Raw genomic sequence first — 18,363 nt, forward strand, 5'->3', positions numbered from 1 at the left:
GGGCAGCCTACAGCCAGAACAATCCATGTCATAGCTGTCATAGTCCTGCTGCTTGGTAATGGAGTGTACCCCTCCGCTGGAGACGATGCAAGACAACTCAGTACATTACCCATCAAACATTACCCACCCAAGGGGTGAACAATATGCTGGGCAGGCCCAGCCAAACAGAGACAACCGAGCCCTATGTTTTCAAGCCCACTGCCCCATGCCCCCCATACTTTTTAAGCATTTTCTGGACCTGCTCAGCCACAAGGCGATTTGGATCATTCACCATCTTGGGTAATAGGTACTTCAACGTCCGGGGTGAGGCCATGTCTAGGTAGCTTAAAACAGCCTCTCGCACAAAGCCCATCGGGTGATTCAGGGATGCCCTTACATGGTCAGAACGGATGCTCCACTTTTCTGCAGTGGCCACATGAAAGCAGCAGGCCAAGCCCCACGCCGACAGAAAATGTCTGAGCTCGATCAGATTGCGCAGACGTTCCTGGGGGCTGAGGGGGGTATAACTGACCAACGGCCCAACAGCGGCTATGGTGGCCTCCTCACTAGACTGCTCAAACAGCGTCAGAACAGCGCGTTTAGCCGGAATATCCAAGGTGTTATCTAAAATCTCTAACCCCCTAGCCCGACTAGATGCGGACCCATCTAAGCTGAGTTCTGCCGCTTGAATGGTGGAGGATGTATAAAGAAGCCGCATGAGCAAAAACATTCGCTCCATGGCATCGGTTTTCATGTCCTGCAGCGATCGGCGCAGCAAGTCAAAGGTTTCGCCGGTCGCCTTATCAGCGGAGCAGTCCACAAGACCGCTACAGAGCTGTCCAATAAACTGTAATTCCTGGTTGAGCAATTTTTCCACCCCCTGGCGACCCAGCTGATCGGGGGCAATTTCAATGTCGGATGAGCGGCGTAAACCCTCCTCATCCGAGAGCTTGACCAAAATGCGTAGGAGCCAGCGGCGCGGTTCTCCCCAGGATGTGAGGAGGTTAGATGCGAGCAGATTCATGGCCCTGAGGGTGCCAATCTGACCAATTACGTTCCAGGCTTGTTGCCTCAACGCATCCGACTGATATCGATTATTTGCCAGCTGGGTCAGCATGGGCAGGACATCGTCACCGAGGTCCACCAGGGCCTGTATGGCCGCTTTTCGGGTGTTCTTGTAGATCAGGGCCTGCAGCAGGTTGGGATAATATTTCTCCAGCCGGGTGGCAGCAATGGCTTCCAGCATTGAGCGACGTACCCGGAGGGAGTCGTCCTGCAGCAAATTGTCCACGTGCAGCCTCAACCCCTGCATATAGTCAGCTTCCCCCAAGGCCCGACAGCCCATCACCCGCTCCCGTTCCTCCTGATGGGTGAGCATCTGCTTCAGGATGTAGGTGGCACGAGCCCGCTCTATGGTGCTACCCCGCTTGAGCAGCATGGAGGAGGCGGTGCCTCGCACCACCGGATCAACGGTGGGTTGGAGATAGGGTTTGAGCTGGTTCACATCGGCATCGGTCTGGGTGAGCCACACGTAGCGGACGGCCAAGGCCAAAATTTGCGGTTCCTGGGCGGGGTAAATCAGGGCATCGACGTAGCCGGTAAAGGTGGGGTCTGGATAGACCAGCATGGTTTCTAGGCTTTGCTGCTGCAGCCCCGGCGATAGGTCGCTTAACATCGGAGCCAGCACCTCGCTAATGCTGCGGGGTTCGATCTGGGTTAACAGCTCGATCAAGGAGCGTTTGTCGGCCTCGGGGCCGGGTTTATCCAGGGCTTCGATAATCGCCTGTTTGAGTACCCGCAGATTGGCATCGGTAAAGTTCAGTAGGCCTCGTTCAGCGGTAAGGACGAGCAGGTTGAGGTATTGCGATCGCAACAAAAAAATGCTCCCCAACCACAGCAGCGATAGCCCCAGGGTAATCAGCAAAAACAGGGTGTCCCCCTGCATCCAACTAATGTGTTGAACCAGGGCTAGGATGACCCAAATTCCCACCCCCACCAGGCCAATGGCCACAGCCTCTGACACACCCACCAAGGACTGTACCCTGGCCCGCCGCTGGGCTGGAATTGGCTGAAAAAGCACCGGACGACTGCTGACCACGATGGTGTAACGCAGCCATTCATCAATAAATTTAAGAATCACCAGCCCGATAAACAGCCACTTGCTCCCCCCCAAGGCCGGTAAACTCACTACCAAACATAGACAGCTGAGGACCGCCACCACGGCAGGGAGGAAACCAGTAGTCAGAAACAACCCCCACCGCTCAATCAGTCGACTGGAGGTAAACAGCTGGGTGACCAGCTCCGCCAGCCCCAACACCCCTGTGAAGATGCCTAGGAACTTGGCCATAGTATCAACACTAAAGTTCTGCACCGTTAGCTGGTTGAGGTACTGATATTCCACCAAATACAGCAGCATCTGGGCGATCACGAAAAAGCTAACCAACAGCAGCACATAGCGCCGAATCAGTTTCCTTAGGCGGCGGGCGGCAAAGTTCACATTGGAGACTTCAACGATGCGGCGCTTAGAGTCGGGAAACGCATGCTGATAGGTATTGCTGATGTAAAACAGCACACCGGTGGCCACCAGCATGATGCCCAGCACTAGGTAAATAACATTTTTAATATCTAAAAAACCTAGCACCGCAAATAGGGTAAACCCGCTGAGGGTATCGGCCACCAGGTTCCCACTGCTAATCAGCGGGAAGGTACGTTTAATCTCCCGAATATTAAACAGCTGGTTGGCTAACACCGCCAGATTCAGCTCATTCAGGTTGGTGATGGATTCCATCCACAACCGCATGGCAAAAATCGTCATTGGGGCCCACACCACCACATCTAAGCCAATGCGGAACAGGGAAATGGGTAAGGTGATCAGCAGGGCAATCAGCACAATCACCTGACGCAGGGGCATCAGCCGCTGCAGCCAAGAATAGATACTGCCTAGGCTTACCCCCACCACCGCACTAAATAAATAAATCAGCGGTAGTTTGTTGGCCCCATACTGTTCTAAAAACAGGGCGGCAGAACTCACCTCCAGCCACATAATCCCCATGGACATGAGGGTGTAAAAGGCAAACAGCAGCAGGGTGCGATGGCCTTCTTCTGGGCGCAGGTTAAGGACGGTAAATATTTTTTGGAGCCAGGGGGGCGGGGAGTGGGACGGAGCCGACTGCATGGGCAAATAGGATAGCTAACGCAAAGCCGATGACGATCATGCCCATGACGCTACCGGATCGTTTGAGAATCAGCAATAGCAATCTGACACAATCTGGCGTAATTTGGCGCATCTGTTCTAACAGACCGGCCAGGTACATCACCCGCAATGGCTGCATGTATCCGAATGCAATGGCTACATGCAGCCATTGCATTCAGCATAGGCTTAAGGCCTATAGTGCCCCTGGGATAGGATTTATAGAAAGTTTGTTGATGTTTCGTAGTTGAGGCTGCTCCGGTGACCGGCCACATCCTGCGGGGCCGCATCCTGCAGCTTCAGCCCTCAATGATCCGGGATCCGGCTGAAGTGCCCCTTGCCGTGACTGCTAGCATGGCCGTTGACAGGATCGTTGACCTGCCCTTGGATGTGGCTGTTGCCGGAGTCGTTATTGCTCTGGCCATTAGCGTGACCGTTGCCACGGCGCTCGGGACTGGCGGCGACCAGCTTGGGGGTTGCCAACGGTGTGAGCCACCGGGACAGGTTTTGCTGCTGGGGCAGATGGTGTTGGGCCTGTGGGTGGGCGCAGACCTGGGCCTCAATGTTGGACACCTCTTCATAGCTGAGGGATAGCTCCCCCTGGAGATGCCGCAGCCACTTTTTTAATGGGGTGCCCAAGGGGGTTTCCAGCTCTAGGGCGGTGATCAAGGCATGGCGATAGCGATCGCAATGCTCTTGATGGACGGCGTAGGGGGTTATCACCTCGGTCTCAATGGCCTGGGCCTGCTGCAAAGTAATTCCCAGCTGGTGACGCAAAAATTCTAGAATATTGCGCTCGGCCGGGGCAATATGCCCCCGGTGGCGCTGGGCGTATTCGACCACGCTACGGTGATATTCCCGCTCGGGGGTATAGGTTTGGGCGGGCCATAGGGGAGCTTGGGCATCGCCGCTGTCGCCCAAGCAGGCCAAAGGGAAAATCTCCAAAGAGGTCTGCTCTAGGGCCTGGGCCATGTAGGTTTGCAAGTCCCCCAGGGAAATGCCGCCATCAGCGTCCACATCGGCCAGACCGGTGGTGATGCCTTCGATTAAGCAATGGGTGTATAGGGACAGACCCTGGTCTGCCCTGGGCCAGGGCTGGGCGTTACTGCCTAGGGCGGTGAATAGGGCACAGTTGCAGTCCGCCAGCTGAGTCGCCGATAGGCGCGAGCTGTTCTGCTGGCTGTTCTGCTGGGCGATTGGGGGAGCAGGGCTGGGCTGGGGCGGCAGGGCCCCCCACATGCAGTCTAGAATCATCACCCGACTTAACCCGGCTTGTAGGGACGGCAGGGCATGGCGGATATAGTCACTGGACAGGGTAGATGTGGACAGGGTATCTAGTTTGGTATCGTTGGCGGACAGATAAAGGCTGCCGGTGCGGGCATCGATTACACCGCAGCCCGTGTAGTAAATCAGACACAGATCATCGTGACGACACCGATAGGTCATGAGGGCAATGGCATGCCGCATTTGCCACAGGTTCGGGTCGATTAATGTGGTGATCTGATCCCCACGCAGGTCATCAACTTCGGTTAATAGTGTTTGCTTGAGGGCGTTAATGTTTGCGATCGCAGGGGACTGTTTGACATAGTCCTTAGCTAGTTCCCCGCCATTTACCCCAATTAACAGTACGTGCATGTGTCTGTGCTCCCACCAGGAATTGATGAACGGATGCCAGGTTTTTCTGCCGAGTTCTAGGACCAGGGTCTAGGGAACTGTTTGCATTAGCATGTGTAAAGATTCCATGAACAGGCTGCAGTATCAGGATGCTTCTGCAGACCTTGGACTTCAGCCTCTCAAGTTTCAGTCCCCAGGCTTTAGCCCCAAGCTTTTGGCTGACATATCAGGTTCTTGCGTTCTATCAAGCTGGCGATCAGAAGCCAGGGTTCTGGCCTAAAATAATTAGCCATCCATCCATGTCCCTCCTATGAAACACACCCTTTCTGTTTTGGTCGAAGACGAAGCAGGCGTTCTCTCTCGGATTGCCGGCCTGTTTGCCCGTCGCGGATTTAACATCGAGAGCCTGGCCGTTGGTCACACTGAGCAGACAGGGGTTTCTCGCATCACCATGGTGGTACCCGGCGATGATGGCGTGATTGAGCAGTTGACCAAGCAGCTCTACAAGCTGATCAACGTGCTCAAGGTGAACGACATTACCGACAAACCCTCCGTTGAACGGGAGCTGATGTTGATTAAGGTCAATGCCACCAATGACACCCGTTCAGAGATTATTAACTTTGCCCAGATCTTTCGGGCGCGGGTGGTGGATGCCTCCGATGAGTCCCTGACCATAGAAGTAGTGGGCGATCCAGGCAAAATGGTGGCCATTGTTCAGGTCCTCGATCGCTTTGGCATTCGCGAGATTGCCCGCACGGGTAAAATTGCCCTCACCCGTGAGTCTGGGGTGAATACGGAATACTTGAAAGCCCAGACCGCCAGTGCGTTGATTGCTTAGCTTCGGCTGCGCTCAGCTGCCTAGCTCAGACATTTAGCCAAGAGGGTTTTAGCCAGAATCTCAGCGATTCTCTGACTGGCGCCCGGCGGTCCCATGCGGTGCCGTCCGTTTTTGTATATGGCCGCCTGACGTTCTGGATTACCCAAGATTGATCGCACCGTTTCAGCCACCTGATGGGGATGGGACACCAGGGTGACAGAGGGACCAAGATGCCGAGCCTGGGCCTGGGCAAAGCTGTGGGTAAATTGGGGACCGTTGCCCGGTAAGGTAATCACCGGTTTACCCAGGCCCACGAATTGCTCGGTGGCGGTGCCGGCAGTTGCGATCGCCACCGTCGCTCGCTGGGTATAGTCCATAAATGCTCCTGCAGCCATGGATAGGGTGTTTTCCCCTTGCCGATAGTTCTGGCCGCCCAGTGGACCGTCCGGTGGGCCGTCCGCCTGCCAGCCATGGGCCATCAGGATCGTCGTCAGTTGGGCCAGTTCTAGACTGGCGGTGATGGCAGCCAAAAACGTCACGGGCTGGCTCAAATGGCGGTTAATATCGTCGACCCCCACCAGCAGCCGTTGCCAATTTTCATAGGCCTCCGGTGCACGCGACCCAGGCAATAGGAGGACCGTCAAGCGTTCCGGGTCCGTGGCCCCATGAGCCGGGGGAATCAAAAAACCATCCATCATCGGATTGCCCGCATCATAGGCCTCCACCGCCCATTGCTGCAGTCGCCGTGTCGTTATGCCATCGCGGGGAAACACACAGGCGCTGCGCCGCATCAGCCACCGTTCCCAGGGCATATAGACACAGGTGCGCTGAAAATCCAGGACATCCAGCAGCGTGGACCGATCCAAGCAGTTTCCCTGTTCGTCCCGCACATAGTATTCAGACTTGGCGGTCCCGACAAATCCATAGGCACAGCGGCTTAGCCAGCCAAACAACAGGGGCACAATGTCCCCCACCGCCAACACCACATCATCGGTCCGCAACCACTGACCCATCGCCCTTAGCTGGGCCACCGTCAGCTGCAGCAGACCGCCCTGGAGGTCCCGAGCCAGCTGCTGGCTGTCCATGTAGATAAACCCACCGGATGGCATTTGCTTTGTTGGCCCAATAATCTCAATCCCGGCTTTTTGGTACTGCCAACCCTCCCCCACAATCGGCAAGGCGGCCATTTCCAAATGTGGCAATAACCCTTGCACGGCCTGCAAAATCCTGACCGCGATCAGATCTTCCCCGTGCCCATTACTGATACAAAGTAGCCTCATCGCAGCGACCAATCTTGAGCTAGGCTCCCTGGCCAAGGAGCAAACTTGTCAAAAATAAACATCCAGTTCGCCGGGTAATGGTGATAATGGAAGTGAGAATGTTAAAAAAATCTTAAATTACATGTCTCCTTTTCTGCTTCGTCAGCTGTGGTCCGTCATTGACGCTGCCCACAGTAATCATCTCCTCAGCCTAGACGATCAGAGTTTGGCTAGTTGGGTTGTCGAGCAGCTGTGTCATCAGTCTCCCCTGGATAATGCTGAACTAACCCAGGTGAATCGCTACATTCAATCTAAGATTTCATTGATCCGAGATATGGCACAAAGTAAATAGGGCATTAGTTTTAGGTCAGTTTCTTGGGCCGTTCTAAGGGGTTGGGGGCGGATCAAAATCAAGGGGCCATAAAGGGGATAACCTCCAATAATTTCCCAGTGCTGTCTCTATGGTTTGCATAGATTGGGTGGGTTTTACGTAGGTCAGAAGAGGCAAGTCTTAAAAATTACCCAAAATTAAAAAATAGTTATCTGCAATACAAAGTCCTGCTGTCCTAAGGAAAACAGTCCCTTTTGCTCCCATATTCTTGTCACAACTGCCGCGTATTATACGTATTTATTCCTGGCAGGCGATAACATAACGTCTTAGAATGCAGAAAATTCCAGCTTAAACGTACAGGTGTATTCCAGGCTACGGTCTTTGATCGTGGAATCGAGTTTGCTTTCTAGCTAGGAATTGTCAGCTTTTTGGTCAAGCTGACCTGCTCTGTCTTAAATAAGTGTGTGTGAGGTAATTATGGCAAAATGGGGTTTTTCATTGGCAGCGCTCGTCGCTGTTGCCCTACCGCTGGCTGCATGCGGTGGTACTCAAGATGCAGGGGATACGGCGGCTACGAGCGTTGCCGGGGAAGCAGCTGGAGATGGTGGTAGTCGTTTGGAAGCTATTATTGCGCGCGGCACCCTCAACTGTGGTGTTGACGGGGGTATTCCTGGATTTAGCTTTGTTGACGATACCGGTACCTATTCCGGTCTAGACGTGGATGTTTGTAGGGCTGTAGCCGCTGCTTTATTTGATGATCCCGATGCGGTTGAATATCGCAACTTAGATTCCACCGAGCGGTTTGAGGCTTTGAAGGGGGGTGAAGTGGACATGCTCTCCCGGAACACTACCTGGACTATCAGTCGCGACACCTCTGTAGGTATGGAGTTTGCCCCCACTACGTTCTTTGATGGTCAGGGCATGATGGTGCGTGGCGACAGCGGCGTCACCACCCTCGAAGATATGGATGGTCTGTCCATCTGTGTTGAGACTGGTACCACCACTGAGCTGAACCTAACTGACCAGTTTCGTCAGCGGGGTATTACCTTTGAGCCGGTGGTCTTCAAAGATGCCGATGCGGGCTATTCTGCTTACGAGGAAGGCCGTTGTGATGCGTTTACCTCGGATAAATCTCAGCTAGTAGCTCGCCGCAGTACCCTCAGTGAGCCTGAGGCCCATGTTGTGCTAGACGTCACCATGTCTAAGGAACCCCTAGGTCCTGTGACGATCAACAATGACTCGGCTTGGTTTGATACTGTCAAGTGGGTCACCTATGGTTTGATCCAGGCAGAAGAGTTTGGCCTGACTGCTGACACCATTGAAGCGGCCACCAGCAGTGAGGATCCCAATATCCTCCGTTTTGTTGGCGCAGAAGGTACCTTGGGTACAGACATGGGTCTGCCCAATGACTTTATGGTGCGAGCTGTTAAGCACGTGGGTAACTACGGTGAAATCTTTGAGCGTAACCTGGGTCAAGAGTCTGTGTTTAAGCTTGAGCGGGGTCAGAATGCTCTTTGGACCGATGGCGGCCTAATGTATGCACCTCCTTTCCGCTAGAGCGTCTAGCGGGCTGATGGTCCCAGGATCTAATGGATATGCTTAATGGATACCATTGGATATTGGTTTAAACATTTGTAACATGAGTCTTGTGGGGGCCTATTAAGGCCCCTATTTTTTTGTTTTATTTTTTGTTTCATATTGTGATCAATTACCGCCACGGTAGCCCATCACACCGCAAAGCCCAGAAAATTACATTACGTTTACTAACAGTTTTAATCGCCCAGGGAAAAAAAGCTAGAATCTCCTATCGCCTCAGCTCTATGATGATTGAGCGCGGTTAGTTCTTGTTTATTGCCCTTGCCCAGCCCATTGTTATCTGTTCCCTATGGCCAGTAGAAGTAACAGTCCGATTTCTGGTATTCAGTCTCTGCTAAGAGACGAACGCTTTTGGAAGATCGCTTTCCAGGCGTTGATTGTTTTGTTTGTGGTGGATTTGCTTTGGCACTTCTCGGCCACCCTAAATGACAACATGCTCGGTAGGGGCATCAAGTTTGGCTTTAGCTTTCTAAAAAATCCGGCTGGATTTGCCATCGGCGAAAGTCTGTTGGACTATGAAGCTCAGGATACTTACACTAAAGTAATTCAAGTGGGCATCATCAACTCCCTGCGGGTGATGATTTTGGGGGTGATTTTGGCCACCATCATGGGAATTGCGGCGGGGGTGGCAAGTTTCTCCAATAACTGGCTGCTTAACAAAATTAGCCGGGCCTATGTGGGGTTGGTGCAAAACGTGCCGCTGTTGCTCCAGCTATTTTTCTGGTACCTGGCCGTTTTCTTTAGCTTTCCAGCGCCAAGGAACCCGTTTGTGTTTCCTAATGCCAATCTGAGCTGGTTTGTGCTGAGTAAAAAGGGAATTTATATCCCTGGCCCTTCCTTTACCCCCGATACCTGGACTGGGCTGATTCTGTTGGCGGTGTCCCTACTGTTGGTTGGTTTATTCTTTAATTCCATCAAGGTGGTGCGCAGCGGCAGCTATCGGGGCGGCATTGGCTCTTTAATGGGCTATGGCTTTAATCTGCTGCTAATTCCTGTTTTGCTGGTGACTGAATTTTTCCTGTTGTTCAATTGGAATGCTGGAAAAGGGGTGTATTTCAAAGGGGCCTTTCCATCCCTCATGTCTAGTCCCCAGGGGCTGTGGGTGATAGTGCTGCTGGTGTTGATTATTCCGTTGGTGGTGTTGGCCCGGTGGCGCACCAAGATGATTGCGGAGCAGGGGGAGTCTGGTAAGCCTCAGTTGATTGCGATCGCACTCCTACTGCTGCTCGGTCTAGTCATTCTTCTATTTGCCCTCGGCTGGCAATCCCCCGTTGCCGCCCTCAAGGATGACGGCACCTTTACCGGCGGCGTTACCGGTGGACTCAAGCTCTCCCTAGAATATGCGGCCATCGTTACCGGCCTAACCTTCTACACCGGAGCCTTTATTGCCGAAATCGTCCGAGCTGGCATCCAATCCGTATCCCAGGGCCAATGGGAAGCCGCCCGGTCCCTAGGGTTAAACTCCGGGCTAGCCATGCGCATGGTGGTGTTTCCCCAGGCCCTACGGGTGATTATCCCACCCCTTAACAGTCAATTTGCCAACCTGGCCAAGAACTCCAGTTTGGCCTTAGCCATTGGCTATCCCGACCTGTACTCCGTGGCCAACACCACCTTTAACCAGACAGGACGACCGGTGGAAGTCTTTTTACTCATGATGGCCACCTATCTGATTATCAACCTTCTGATTTCGTTCAATATGAATCAACTCAACAGCGCTGTTCAGTTCAAGGAGCGGTAGGGCCATGACAACAACTTCACCCAATTCACCCCTATTGGTAGAATCCAGCCCGCCCCCCATCGTCCAGTCAGGGCCGATGGCCTGGCTGCGAAAAAACCTCTTCAACACCTGGTACAACAGCCTGTTGACGGTCATTCTGGGCGTGGCAATACTATTGTCCGTGTGGGGCATGTTTAACTGGGCCTTCAATCTGGCTAAATGGGCCGTGGTGCCAAACAACCTGGCCCTATTCATGTCAGGTCTGTATCCAGAGGAGCTGCGTCCCCGCATTTGGTCCATGCTGGGGTTGAATGTGGCCATGGCCGGTGTCACCTGGGGCCTCCTAGTGCGAAATCAGGCCAACCTGTTTAGCCGCAACATTTTAATTGGCGTAGGTGTTCTCTGTGCGGGGCTAATTATTTTCCCCCTCACCCGTCCATCGGCCGTCAAACTGATTGCCATGGTGATTTTGACCCTAGCTTGTGCCTGGGGCGGAAAAATTCTGGGACAGCGAAAGCTCAATCTGACCCAGTTTCTCTCAGCGGCTTGGTTTTTAGTCTATGCCCTCTCCCTACTGATGTTGGCCGGGGGGGATATCCGCAATAGTCTAATTTTCCTGGTGGCCACCATTGCCCTGAGCATTTGGTTAGCCTCCATCGTCTTCAAACTGCTAACCAAGTTCGACGTAATTGATACCATTAGCGACAATATCGTTGGCATTTGGGCCATGCGAGTGCTCTGGTTTGGCGGCAGTTTAGCCCTGTTTTGGCCACTGTATGGCTTCTTGAACGTGCCCTTGCCCCTCAAGATTGTCACCCTGGTTACCTACCTAGCCTTCGTGTCCTTGCTAGTGCCCATTTTGGCCGACCGAAAGACCCTCACCACCTTTGTGATCGTCGGCCTGATGTTTGGCCTCGGCTACTTTGTGATTATGACCGTGGCCGATTTGCTGGGGGGCACCATTGGTCTTAAGGCCATTGGCACCAATAACTGGGGCGGTCTTACCCTCACCCTGTTCTTAGCTATTACCGGTATTGTCCTCTGTTTTCCTATGGGGGTGTTGCTGGCCCTGGGACGACGCAGCCAGCTACCCATCATCAAGGGCTTTTCCATTGCCTATATCGAACTCATTCGCGGTGTGCCGTTGATCTCGATTTTGTTTATGGGCCAGGTGATGATTCCATTGTTTTTGCCAGAGGGGGTGCGGCCTGACAACATTGTGCGAGCGATTGTGGGCCTTACCCTATTCAGCTCCGCTTACCTAGCAGAAAACATCCGGGCCGGTCTGCAAGCCATCCCCCGGGGACAGGCGGAAGCAGCTGCATCCTTGGGGCTGAACAGTCCCCTCACCCTAGCCCTGATCGTATTACCCCAGGCCCTGAAAACCGCTATTCCGGCAATTGTGGGTCAGTTTATTAGTCTTTTCCAAGACACAACCCTACTAGGCATTGTCGGACTGGTGGAGCTACTGGGCATTAGCAATAGTATTTTGGCGAACCCCAAATACCTGGGGGATTATGCCGAAGCATATCTGTTTATTGCCCTGCTCTATTGGTTCTTCTGCTATGCCATGTCCCTGGGCAGTCGCCGCATTGAAATGGCGTTGAATACCGAGCGATAGAGATCTGTTAAATCCCGGGTCGAAGGCAACATCGTTACCGGGAGTAACAAAGTCTGTTAAATCCCGTGTCGAAGGCATTATCGTCACCGGGGGTAAATGTCAAAATACAAGGAATCATACGATGACCCCAACTGATATGACCATGACCAATCAGTCCAATGGCCAGGCCAATGGCAACGTCGACAGTAAGGCCGTAATTGTGGCTAGGGATGTGGAGAAGTGGTACGACAACGGCTTCAACGTGCTGAAGGGCGTCAGCCTGGATGTCTATAAGGGGGAAGTGGTGGTGGTGATGGGGCCGTCGGGGTCCGGTAAGTCCACCTTTATCCGTACCTTTAATGCCCTGGAGCCCTATCAAAAAGGCTGCATTACGATTGACGGCATTACAATTTCCCACGACCTAAAGAACATCGAAGAAGTGCGGCGGGAAGTGGGCATGGTGTTTCAGCAGTTTAATCTGTTCCCCCACCTGACTGTCTTGCAAAACGTCACCTTAGCTCCCATTTGGGTGCGGAAGCAAAAGAAGCGGGACGCAGAGGAATTTGCCATGCAGCTGCTAGAGCGGGTGGGGATTTTAGCTCAGGCGAATAAGTTTCCGGGGCAGATGTCCGGTGGTCAGCAGCAGCGGGTGGCCATTGCACGTTCCCTAGCCATGCAGCCTAAAATCATGCTATTTGACGAGCCCACCTCCGCCCTTGACCCTGAGATGGTGCGCGAGGTACTCGATGTTATGCGCGGCCTGGCTGACACGGGCATGACCATGGTTTGTGTCACCCACGAGGTGGGCTTTGCCCGTGAGGTGGCTGACCGGGTGGTGCTGATGGATGAGGGCATTCTGGTGGAAGAGAACACGCCGGATGAGTTCTTTAATAACCCCCAGGAAGAGCGTTCCCAGAAGTTCTTATCTCAGATTCTGTAGGGTGCCGTAGGCAAAGTGTAATGTACAAGATCGCCCCTACTCGCTGTTTGTTAAGCCGTTTGGCAAGGCTATCAGTGTGGGCGTCGCGGCGTTTAAAAGGGACTAGCTGGAGATATGGGGATTTCAATGAAAAACTGAGTGCCTTGCTGTTCTGGATTGGGTTCACACCAAATTTTCCCCTTGTGGACCTCGGTGATGATTTTGTAGCTAATTGAGAGGCCCATGCCTGTCCCCTGACCGACTTCCTTGGTGGTGAAAAAGGGATTAAAGATTTGCGATCGCAAATCTTCACGAATACCCAAACCATTATCCCTAATCCGAACTGTCAACCAGTTATTTTGGACTGCTGTTGAAATCGTAATTTTGCTGGGAGCCGCTTTAACATTAGCCACTGTTCGAGTTGCATCACGCTCATTCAAAGCTTCAATTGCATTGCTGAGCACATTCATAAATACTTGATTGAGCTTCCCTGGGTAGCAAGCAACTTGGGGGATTGAGCCATAGTCTTTAATAACCCGGATGTCAGGATAGCCCTCCCTCCTTTTTAAGCTCCCTTGCAAAATGGTGAGGGTGCTGTCAAGACCCTCATGAATATCAGCTATTTTGGACTCTGCCTCATGGAGTCGCGAAAAGTTGCGTAGGGAGAGGACAATTTCGCGGATGCGTTCGGTCCCAACGAACATCGATTTCAGAATCTTAACCAGATCTTTCTCCAGATAGTCAAGATCACTCTTCTCTATCTTGTCTAAAATGCTTTCTGGAGGATGGGGAAAGTTCTGTCGATAAAGGGCAATAATTTCTAATATATCCTTGACGTAGTTATCGACATGAGGGAGATTACCATAGATAAAATTAACTGGATTATTGATCTCATGGGCAATGCCAGCAACAAGTTGCCCCAGGCTCGACATTTTTTCATTTTGCACCAGCTGCATTTGGGTTATTTTGAGTTCATCAAGTGTCCGATGCAGTTCTATCTCCGTTTGTTTTCTCTCTTTAATTTCATCGAGCAGCCGCATTTGCGTGTGTCGGAGTGTCAAATGGACTTTTACGCGGGCCAGCACCTCATCCACATGAATAGGTTTAGTAATGTAGTCAACAGCACCCATGCTAAGTCCTTTAACTTTATCGACCTCATCGGTTAAGGCCGTCATAAAGATAATAGGAATATCTTGAGTTTTAGGGTTCTGTTTCAATTTTTCACAGACTTCAAAACCATTCATCCCTGGCATCATAATATCCAGCAGGATCAGATCCGGTACGATTTTCTCTAGTTTTTTAAAGGCACTCTCTGCACTTTTGGCAATTGAAACCTTATAGTCAGATTGCTGCAGAAAATCATGGAGAAGCTTAATGTTGGTGGGAATATCATCAACAATCAAAATCTCACTTTGTTGGGAGCTAAACATAGTTTGGCAGAGTCCAGAGTAAGGATTTGATGGCATTAGGATTACTTTGAAGTCTTTCAAAGAAAGCTTTGTATTTACTCAGCTTAGTGAACTTAGAATTCCCAAACGTTGATGTATCCCTTCAAGCAATTACCGGAGTCATTGGTGAATATATGGTTTCACCAATTGTACAATGGCCTCATCATCAAACTCATCAACCAGTTCCAGCAGCTTGTCAGCAAATAGTGCATAATCTGAAGTGGTCTGTTTTAGCCGCTCAACTTCGATCCTAATATCTGAGATGTAGCCCTTTTCGGCTGCTTCATAGAGCGGCATAAGTTTTTCCGCTGATGGAATAATCATCTCAGATCCAATATCAGTGCATACCGATACAATTTCAGACTCTGGCTCATACTGCCAGTCGAGTTTCAATCCCTGCTGCAGCTGCTCTATTAATTCTTGTGCTTGTACAGGTTTCGGCAAAAAGCTATTGAATTCAGCTCCGATACTGTCTTGTCGATCAAGGCCAAACATATGAGCTGAAGACGCGATGATTGGAATCGATTGGAAATCTGTCAGTTCACGGAGCTGTTTGAGCAACCCATAGCCGTCCACATGAGGCATTAGCAAGTCTGTGATAATTAAATCTGGCAAGAATGATTGAGCTTTGGTCAGCCCATCCTGACCGTCCTGGGCTTCAAGCAGCTCAAATCCAAGCGGTTCTAATAGGTTAACAACTACGGAGCGATTTTCCCAGCGATCATCGACAACTAAGATTTTCCTACGTTTACCTTTATATCCGATCAGCTGACCTAACCCTTGCTGCCGGAGGTCGGCCTGTATCCAGTCGTCTGCCAAGGGACAAGCAATTTCAAATTCAAAAATGCTCCCTACACCCGGCGTACTTATAACCTGGATACGACTACCCATAAGTTCTATAATTTGCTGACTGATGGCCAGACCCAACCCTGTTCCTTCGATTACATGTTTAGTATTGTCCGCCTGTTCAAAAGGCATGAAGATTTTCTCAAGGTTATCAGCGTCAATGCCAACACCTGTATCTTCAACGATGAAATGGAGTTGTGTGAGAGCTAGATCATTGGGATCGGGTTGACTCTTCACCCTGAACGTGACATTCCCTTTATCAGTAAATTTAACTGCATTACTAATCAGATTTAACAAAACCTGACGCAGGCGTTTTTCGTCAGCAACGATGCCTGAAGGTAAATTATCGAGGGGTTCAAAAATGACCGGTAAGTTTTTCTGCTCAGCTCGAATGCGACAAATTTCAGTCACACCTTGTAAAAAAGAAGGAAAATGAAAGGGCTGAGGATTTAAATCTAGCTTTTGAGCCTCAATTTTAGAGATATCTAAAACGTCGTTGATCAGGGTTAAAAGATGATTACCGCATTGGGCAATAGTTTGAATACTTTTAAGATCTTTGTCAGAACGATTTCTTTGAGTTTGTAGAATTTGGGCATATCCTAAAATGCCATTGAGTGGCGTCCTGAGTTCATGGCTCATATTCGCCAGAAACTCGCTCTTGGCAAGGTTTGCTGAATCGGCAGCATCTTTAGCTTCGGCTAGCTGAGCAGTACGCTCAGCAACCCTGGTTTCTAACATTTCAAAGGAGTCTTTGATCTGTTCTGCCATGCGATTAAATGCAGACGATAACTCACGTAGTTCTCGGATACCTTTGAGCTGAAGGGTTTGATCTAGGTCTCCCATAGCAATAGCCTGACTAGCTAGACTTAATCGCTGAATAGGCGTTGTAATCCAACGCGATGTGAAAATTCCTAATAACGTCGCAATTACAAGGGATGCGATGCATAACATGACTGTGTTACGAGTATTAGCATTAATCACGTCCATAAAGTCAGATTCTGGAATGGCAATCACCATTAACCAATCCAGGCCGTAGTCATCTTGCCAGGGAACTACCTGAACGAATTGTCGATCTCCATCTATTTGAAACTTTAACTGCTGGCTGTTTTGAATATTTTCAAAACCTTTGAATTCTGATTTTAAATATTGAGCTGTGGCTCGAATGATCGGGTCAGAACTTTCCAGAGCGCTAAGGCGTTGGGTTTCTCCATTGACTACATTATAGGTCTTGGCTTCGCTGGAATTGCCTATCAATAAACCATCTCGTTCTAGCAAAAAGGCTTTTCCATTAGAGCTAATATCCAGTTTTTTCAGAAAATTACTAATATCACTGAGGAGCAGATCAATACTTAAAGCACCAAAGAATTTTCCTTGATCATCGTAGAGAGGATAGCTCGCAGAGGCAGCTACGTAATCTTCGAATCCTTCAGCCGTGTAAATACTGCTCCAGGTAGGTTTCCCAGCATTGACAGCATCAATATACCATTGGTCTTCTGGCGCGTAATATTCGGTTGCATCTAATATAACAGTACGATTTCCTTGAGTATCCGTGCCATAAGCATAGTCTTTCCCATCTACTAATGAGTGTTCCACAATAGTGACCCCTTGACCCTCTATCCATCGCCCAGCACCAACTCCTTCTCCTGACTCCAGGTAATATCCGATAAAATTGATATCTGGATAAATTTGTGCCTTTTGCCATAAGGTACGGCCCGCCAACTCAAAATCTTTGGGGTCAAGGACTCCCGTTTGCAGATTATCGGAGATTATTTTACCTAGATCATGGGGTAGTGACAGGTAACTATCTAAATGTTGATCAACCCGACTACTAATTTCGCTACTGAGCCTTACAACCAGGGTATTGACTGCTCTCTGGCCATTCCTAAAGGACAGGTACCCAACTAATCCTACAGCTGAGAAAATTTGCAATACAAAAGGAACAACGAGAACAAGGCTTAAAGGTGTCCCTTGAGATGTTTGGCGAAGTTTTCTATCCATGGCTATAACGTTTCTGAAGCAACACTACAGGAATATCGATGACACTATTCTTTGCTCAACTGCTCAAGGGTATTGACAAAGGATCGATCCAGTTATAACCGCTATAATGCCCAATAAAAAAAATTAATGATATGGACAAATAGTCATCCATACCATTAATTCCTTGTTACACAAGTGGCTAACCTAAACGTTTTAGGGTAACTCTAATCAGAAGTTACGTAAACTAAATGAGGGTCTAAGCAGCAATTCTCATTTTGAAACATTTGTACTGAAATCAGGGCTTTCAAAGACTTTTACTCCTGATCGTTTGGACGACAGAATGCAGGGTCTAGCCATTTGAAGCCACTGAAATCAGACATTTGAGTGAGAATCATTCTCATAATGAGAATTGCTGGGGTCTAAGCGTTAGCGATAGGGCTAGAGGTCGATTTACTAAGTCAGGTTGTACCAATATAATTTGATATAAAAGCCTTGACGACTGGGCTATGCAGGCTAAAGTTGTAACCATGTATATTGAACTTGTACCCAATTGAAACTCAGCACCCACCTTACTGCTGCACGAGTCCCGCCGCAAAACGGCAAAGTTAGCAAGCGTGCGTTTGCTAACTTGTCGAAGTAGTCACCTGAGGCAGTCAAACAGCTGGAAGAAAGTCTCAAAGGAGGGCAGAGGGTTGAGTCTTTGGCGACGAGTTTTGAGATTGTCTGTTCTCGTCCTCATGGCCATGTGTTAGCGGTATTGGGGTACACTGACTCGTATCCAACTCGATGAAGCCATTGGCCGACGTCGCAGCGATAACCGACAGTTTGTTATCGCGATGATTGTAGCCCGTATTCTCGACCCAACTGCAAAACTCTCAACGGCCCGTCACTCAACTCTGCCAACAGTACCGGTGCCTTGACTAGGCTCAATCACTCCGTACATCGGTGGTCCAACCCACTATTGGATGTGCTAATTTACTGGCGGAGTTTGAGCTCCAGCTTTGCTGGAAGCTTTATGTGTAGGAGCCACTCAAAGCGGCAGTGTAAATGAGAGGCAAACATCCCAATCT

The 18,363-nt window shown here is 50.4% G+C and carries 12 protein-coding genes; 6 read left to right on the forward strand and 6 right to left on the reverse strand.

From position 1 onward, the window contains the following. Positions 1 to 181: 181 nt before the first annotated feature. From VB741_RS08165 to VB741_RS08175, 3 genes are all read right to left on the reverse strand, one after another. Positions 182 to 3,154: a HEAT repeat domain-containing protein gene (locus VB741_RS08165; RefSeq protein WP_323364668.1), complete on the reverse strand. Its 2,973-nt coding sequence runs from the start codon at positions 3,152 to 3,154 to the stop codon at positions 182 to 184. Next, a complete protein-coding gene (locus VB741_RS08170) occupies positions 3,093 to 3,311 on the reverse strand; it encodes a hypothetical protein (RefSeq protein ID WP_323364669.1) in 219 nt (72 codons plus the stop codon). The genes VB741_RS08165 and VB741_RS08170 overlap by 62 nt, the downstream gene beginning before the upstream one ends. Positions 3,312 to 3,475: 164 nt before the next feature. After that, positions 3,476 to 4,804: a hypothetical protein gene (locus tag VB741_RS08175; RefSeq protein ID WP_323364670.1), complete on the reverse strand. Its 1,329-nt coding sequence runs from the start codon at positions 4,802 to 4,804 to the stop codon at positions 3,476 to 3,478. Positions 4,805 to 5,093: 289 nt separating this feature from the next. Here VB741_RS08175 and ilvN point away from each other — a divergent pair, with 289 nt between their 5' ends. After that, positions 5,094 to 5,621 carry an acetolactate synthase small subunit gene (gene ilvN, locus VB741_RS08180; protein ID WP_323364671.1) on the forward strand — a complete coding sequence of 176 codons (528 nt, stop codon included), beginning with the start codon at positions 5,094 to 5,096 and terminating at the stop codon, positions 5,619 to 5,621. A 20-nt stretch (positions 5,622 to 5,641) separates the two neighbouring features. Here ilvN and VB741_RS08185 read toward each other — a convergent pair whose 3' ends face one another. Next, complete coding sequence (locus VB741_RS08185; RefSeq protein WP_323364672.1) at positions 5,642 to 6,880, reverse strand: lipid-A-disaccharide synthase-related protein; 1,239 nt, start codon at positions 6,878 to 6,880, stop codon at positions 5,642 to 5,644. Positions 6,881 to 7,001: 121 nt separating this feature from the next. Here VB741_RS08185 and VB741_RS08190 point away from each other — a divergent pair, with 121 nt between their 5' ends. The 5 genes from VB741_RS08190 (at position 7,002) to VB741_RS08210 (ending at position 13,043) form a co-directional block, all read left to right on the forward strand. Next, positions 7,002 to 7,211 (forward strand): hypothetical protein, encoded by a 210-nt coding sequence (locus tag VB741_RS08190; protein WP_323364673.1) that lies wholly within the window; start codon positions 7,002 to 7,004, stop codon positions 7,209 to 7,211. A gap of 456 nt (positions 7,212 to 7,667) precedes the next feature. After that, a complete protein-coding gene (locus tag VB741_RS08195) occupies positions 7,668 to 8,747 on the forward strand; it encodes an amino acid ABC transporter substrate-binding protein (protein ID WP_323364674.1) in 1,080 nt (359 codons plus the stop codon). A gap of 328 nt (positions 8,748 to 9,075) precedes the next feature. After that, on the forward strand, positions 9,076 to 10,524 hold the full coding sequence (locus VB741_RS08200; RefSeq protein ID WP_323364675.1) for an amino acid ABC transporter permease: 1,449 nt from the start codon (positions 9,076 to 9,078) through the stop codon (positions 10,522 to 10,524). A gap of 4 nt (positions 10,525 to 10,528) precedes the next feature. Then, on the forward strand, positions 10,529 to 12,124 hold the full coding sequence (locus VB741_RS08205; RefSeq protein WP_323364676.1) for an amino acid ABC transporter permease: 1,596 nt from the start codon (positions 10,529 to 10,531) through the stop codon (positions 12,122 to 12,124). 142 nt (positions 12,125 to 12,266) lie between these two features. Further along, positions 12,267 to 13,043, forward strand: a complete 777-nt coding sequence (locus VB741_RS08210; RefSeq protein ID WP_442786323.1) for an amino acid ABC transporter ATP-binding protein — start codon at positions 12,267 to 12,269, stop codon at positions 13,041 to 13,043. Between the two features lie 92 nt (positions 13,044 to 13,135). Here the strand turns inward: VB741_RS08210 and VB741_RS08215 are convergent, their stop codons facing one another. Then, a complete protein-coding gene (locus VB741_RS08215) occupies positions 13,136 to 14,425 on the reverse strand; it encodes a hybrid sensor histidine kinase/response regulator (RefSeq protein WP_323364678.1) in 1,290 nt (429 codons plus the stop codon). Between the two features lie 165 nt (positions 14,426 to 14,590). Beyond that, on the reverse strand, positions 14,591 to 17,314 hold the full coding sequence (locus VB741_RS08220) for an ATP-binding protein (protein ID WP_323364679.1): 2,724 nt from the start codon (positions 17,312 to 17,314) through the stop codon (positions 14,591 to 14,593). Positions 17,315 to 18,363: the final 1,049 nt, after the last annotated feature.

Source organism: Leptothoe sp. PORK10 BA2 (assembly GCF_034932105.1).
Lineage (GTDB): Bacteria > Cyanobacteriota > Cyanobacteriia > Phormidesmidales > Phormidesmidaceae > Leptothoe.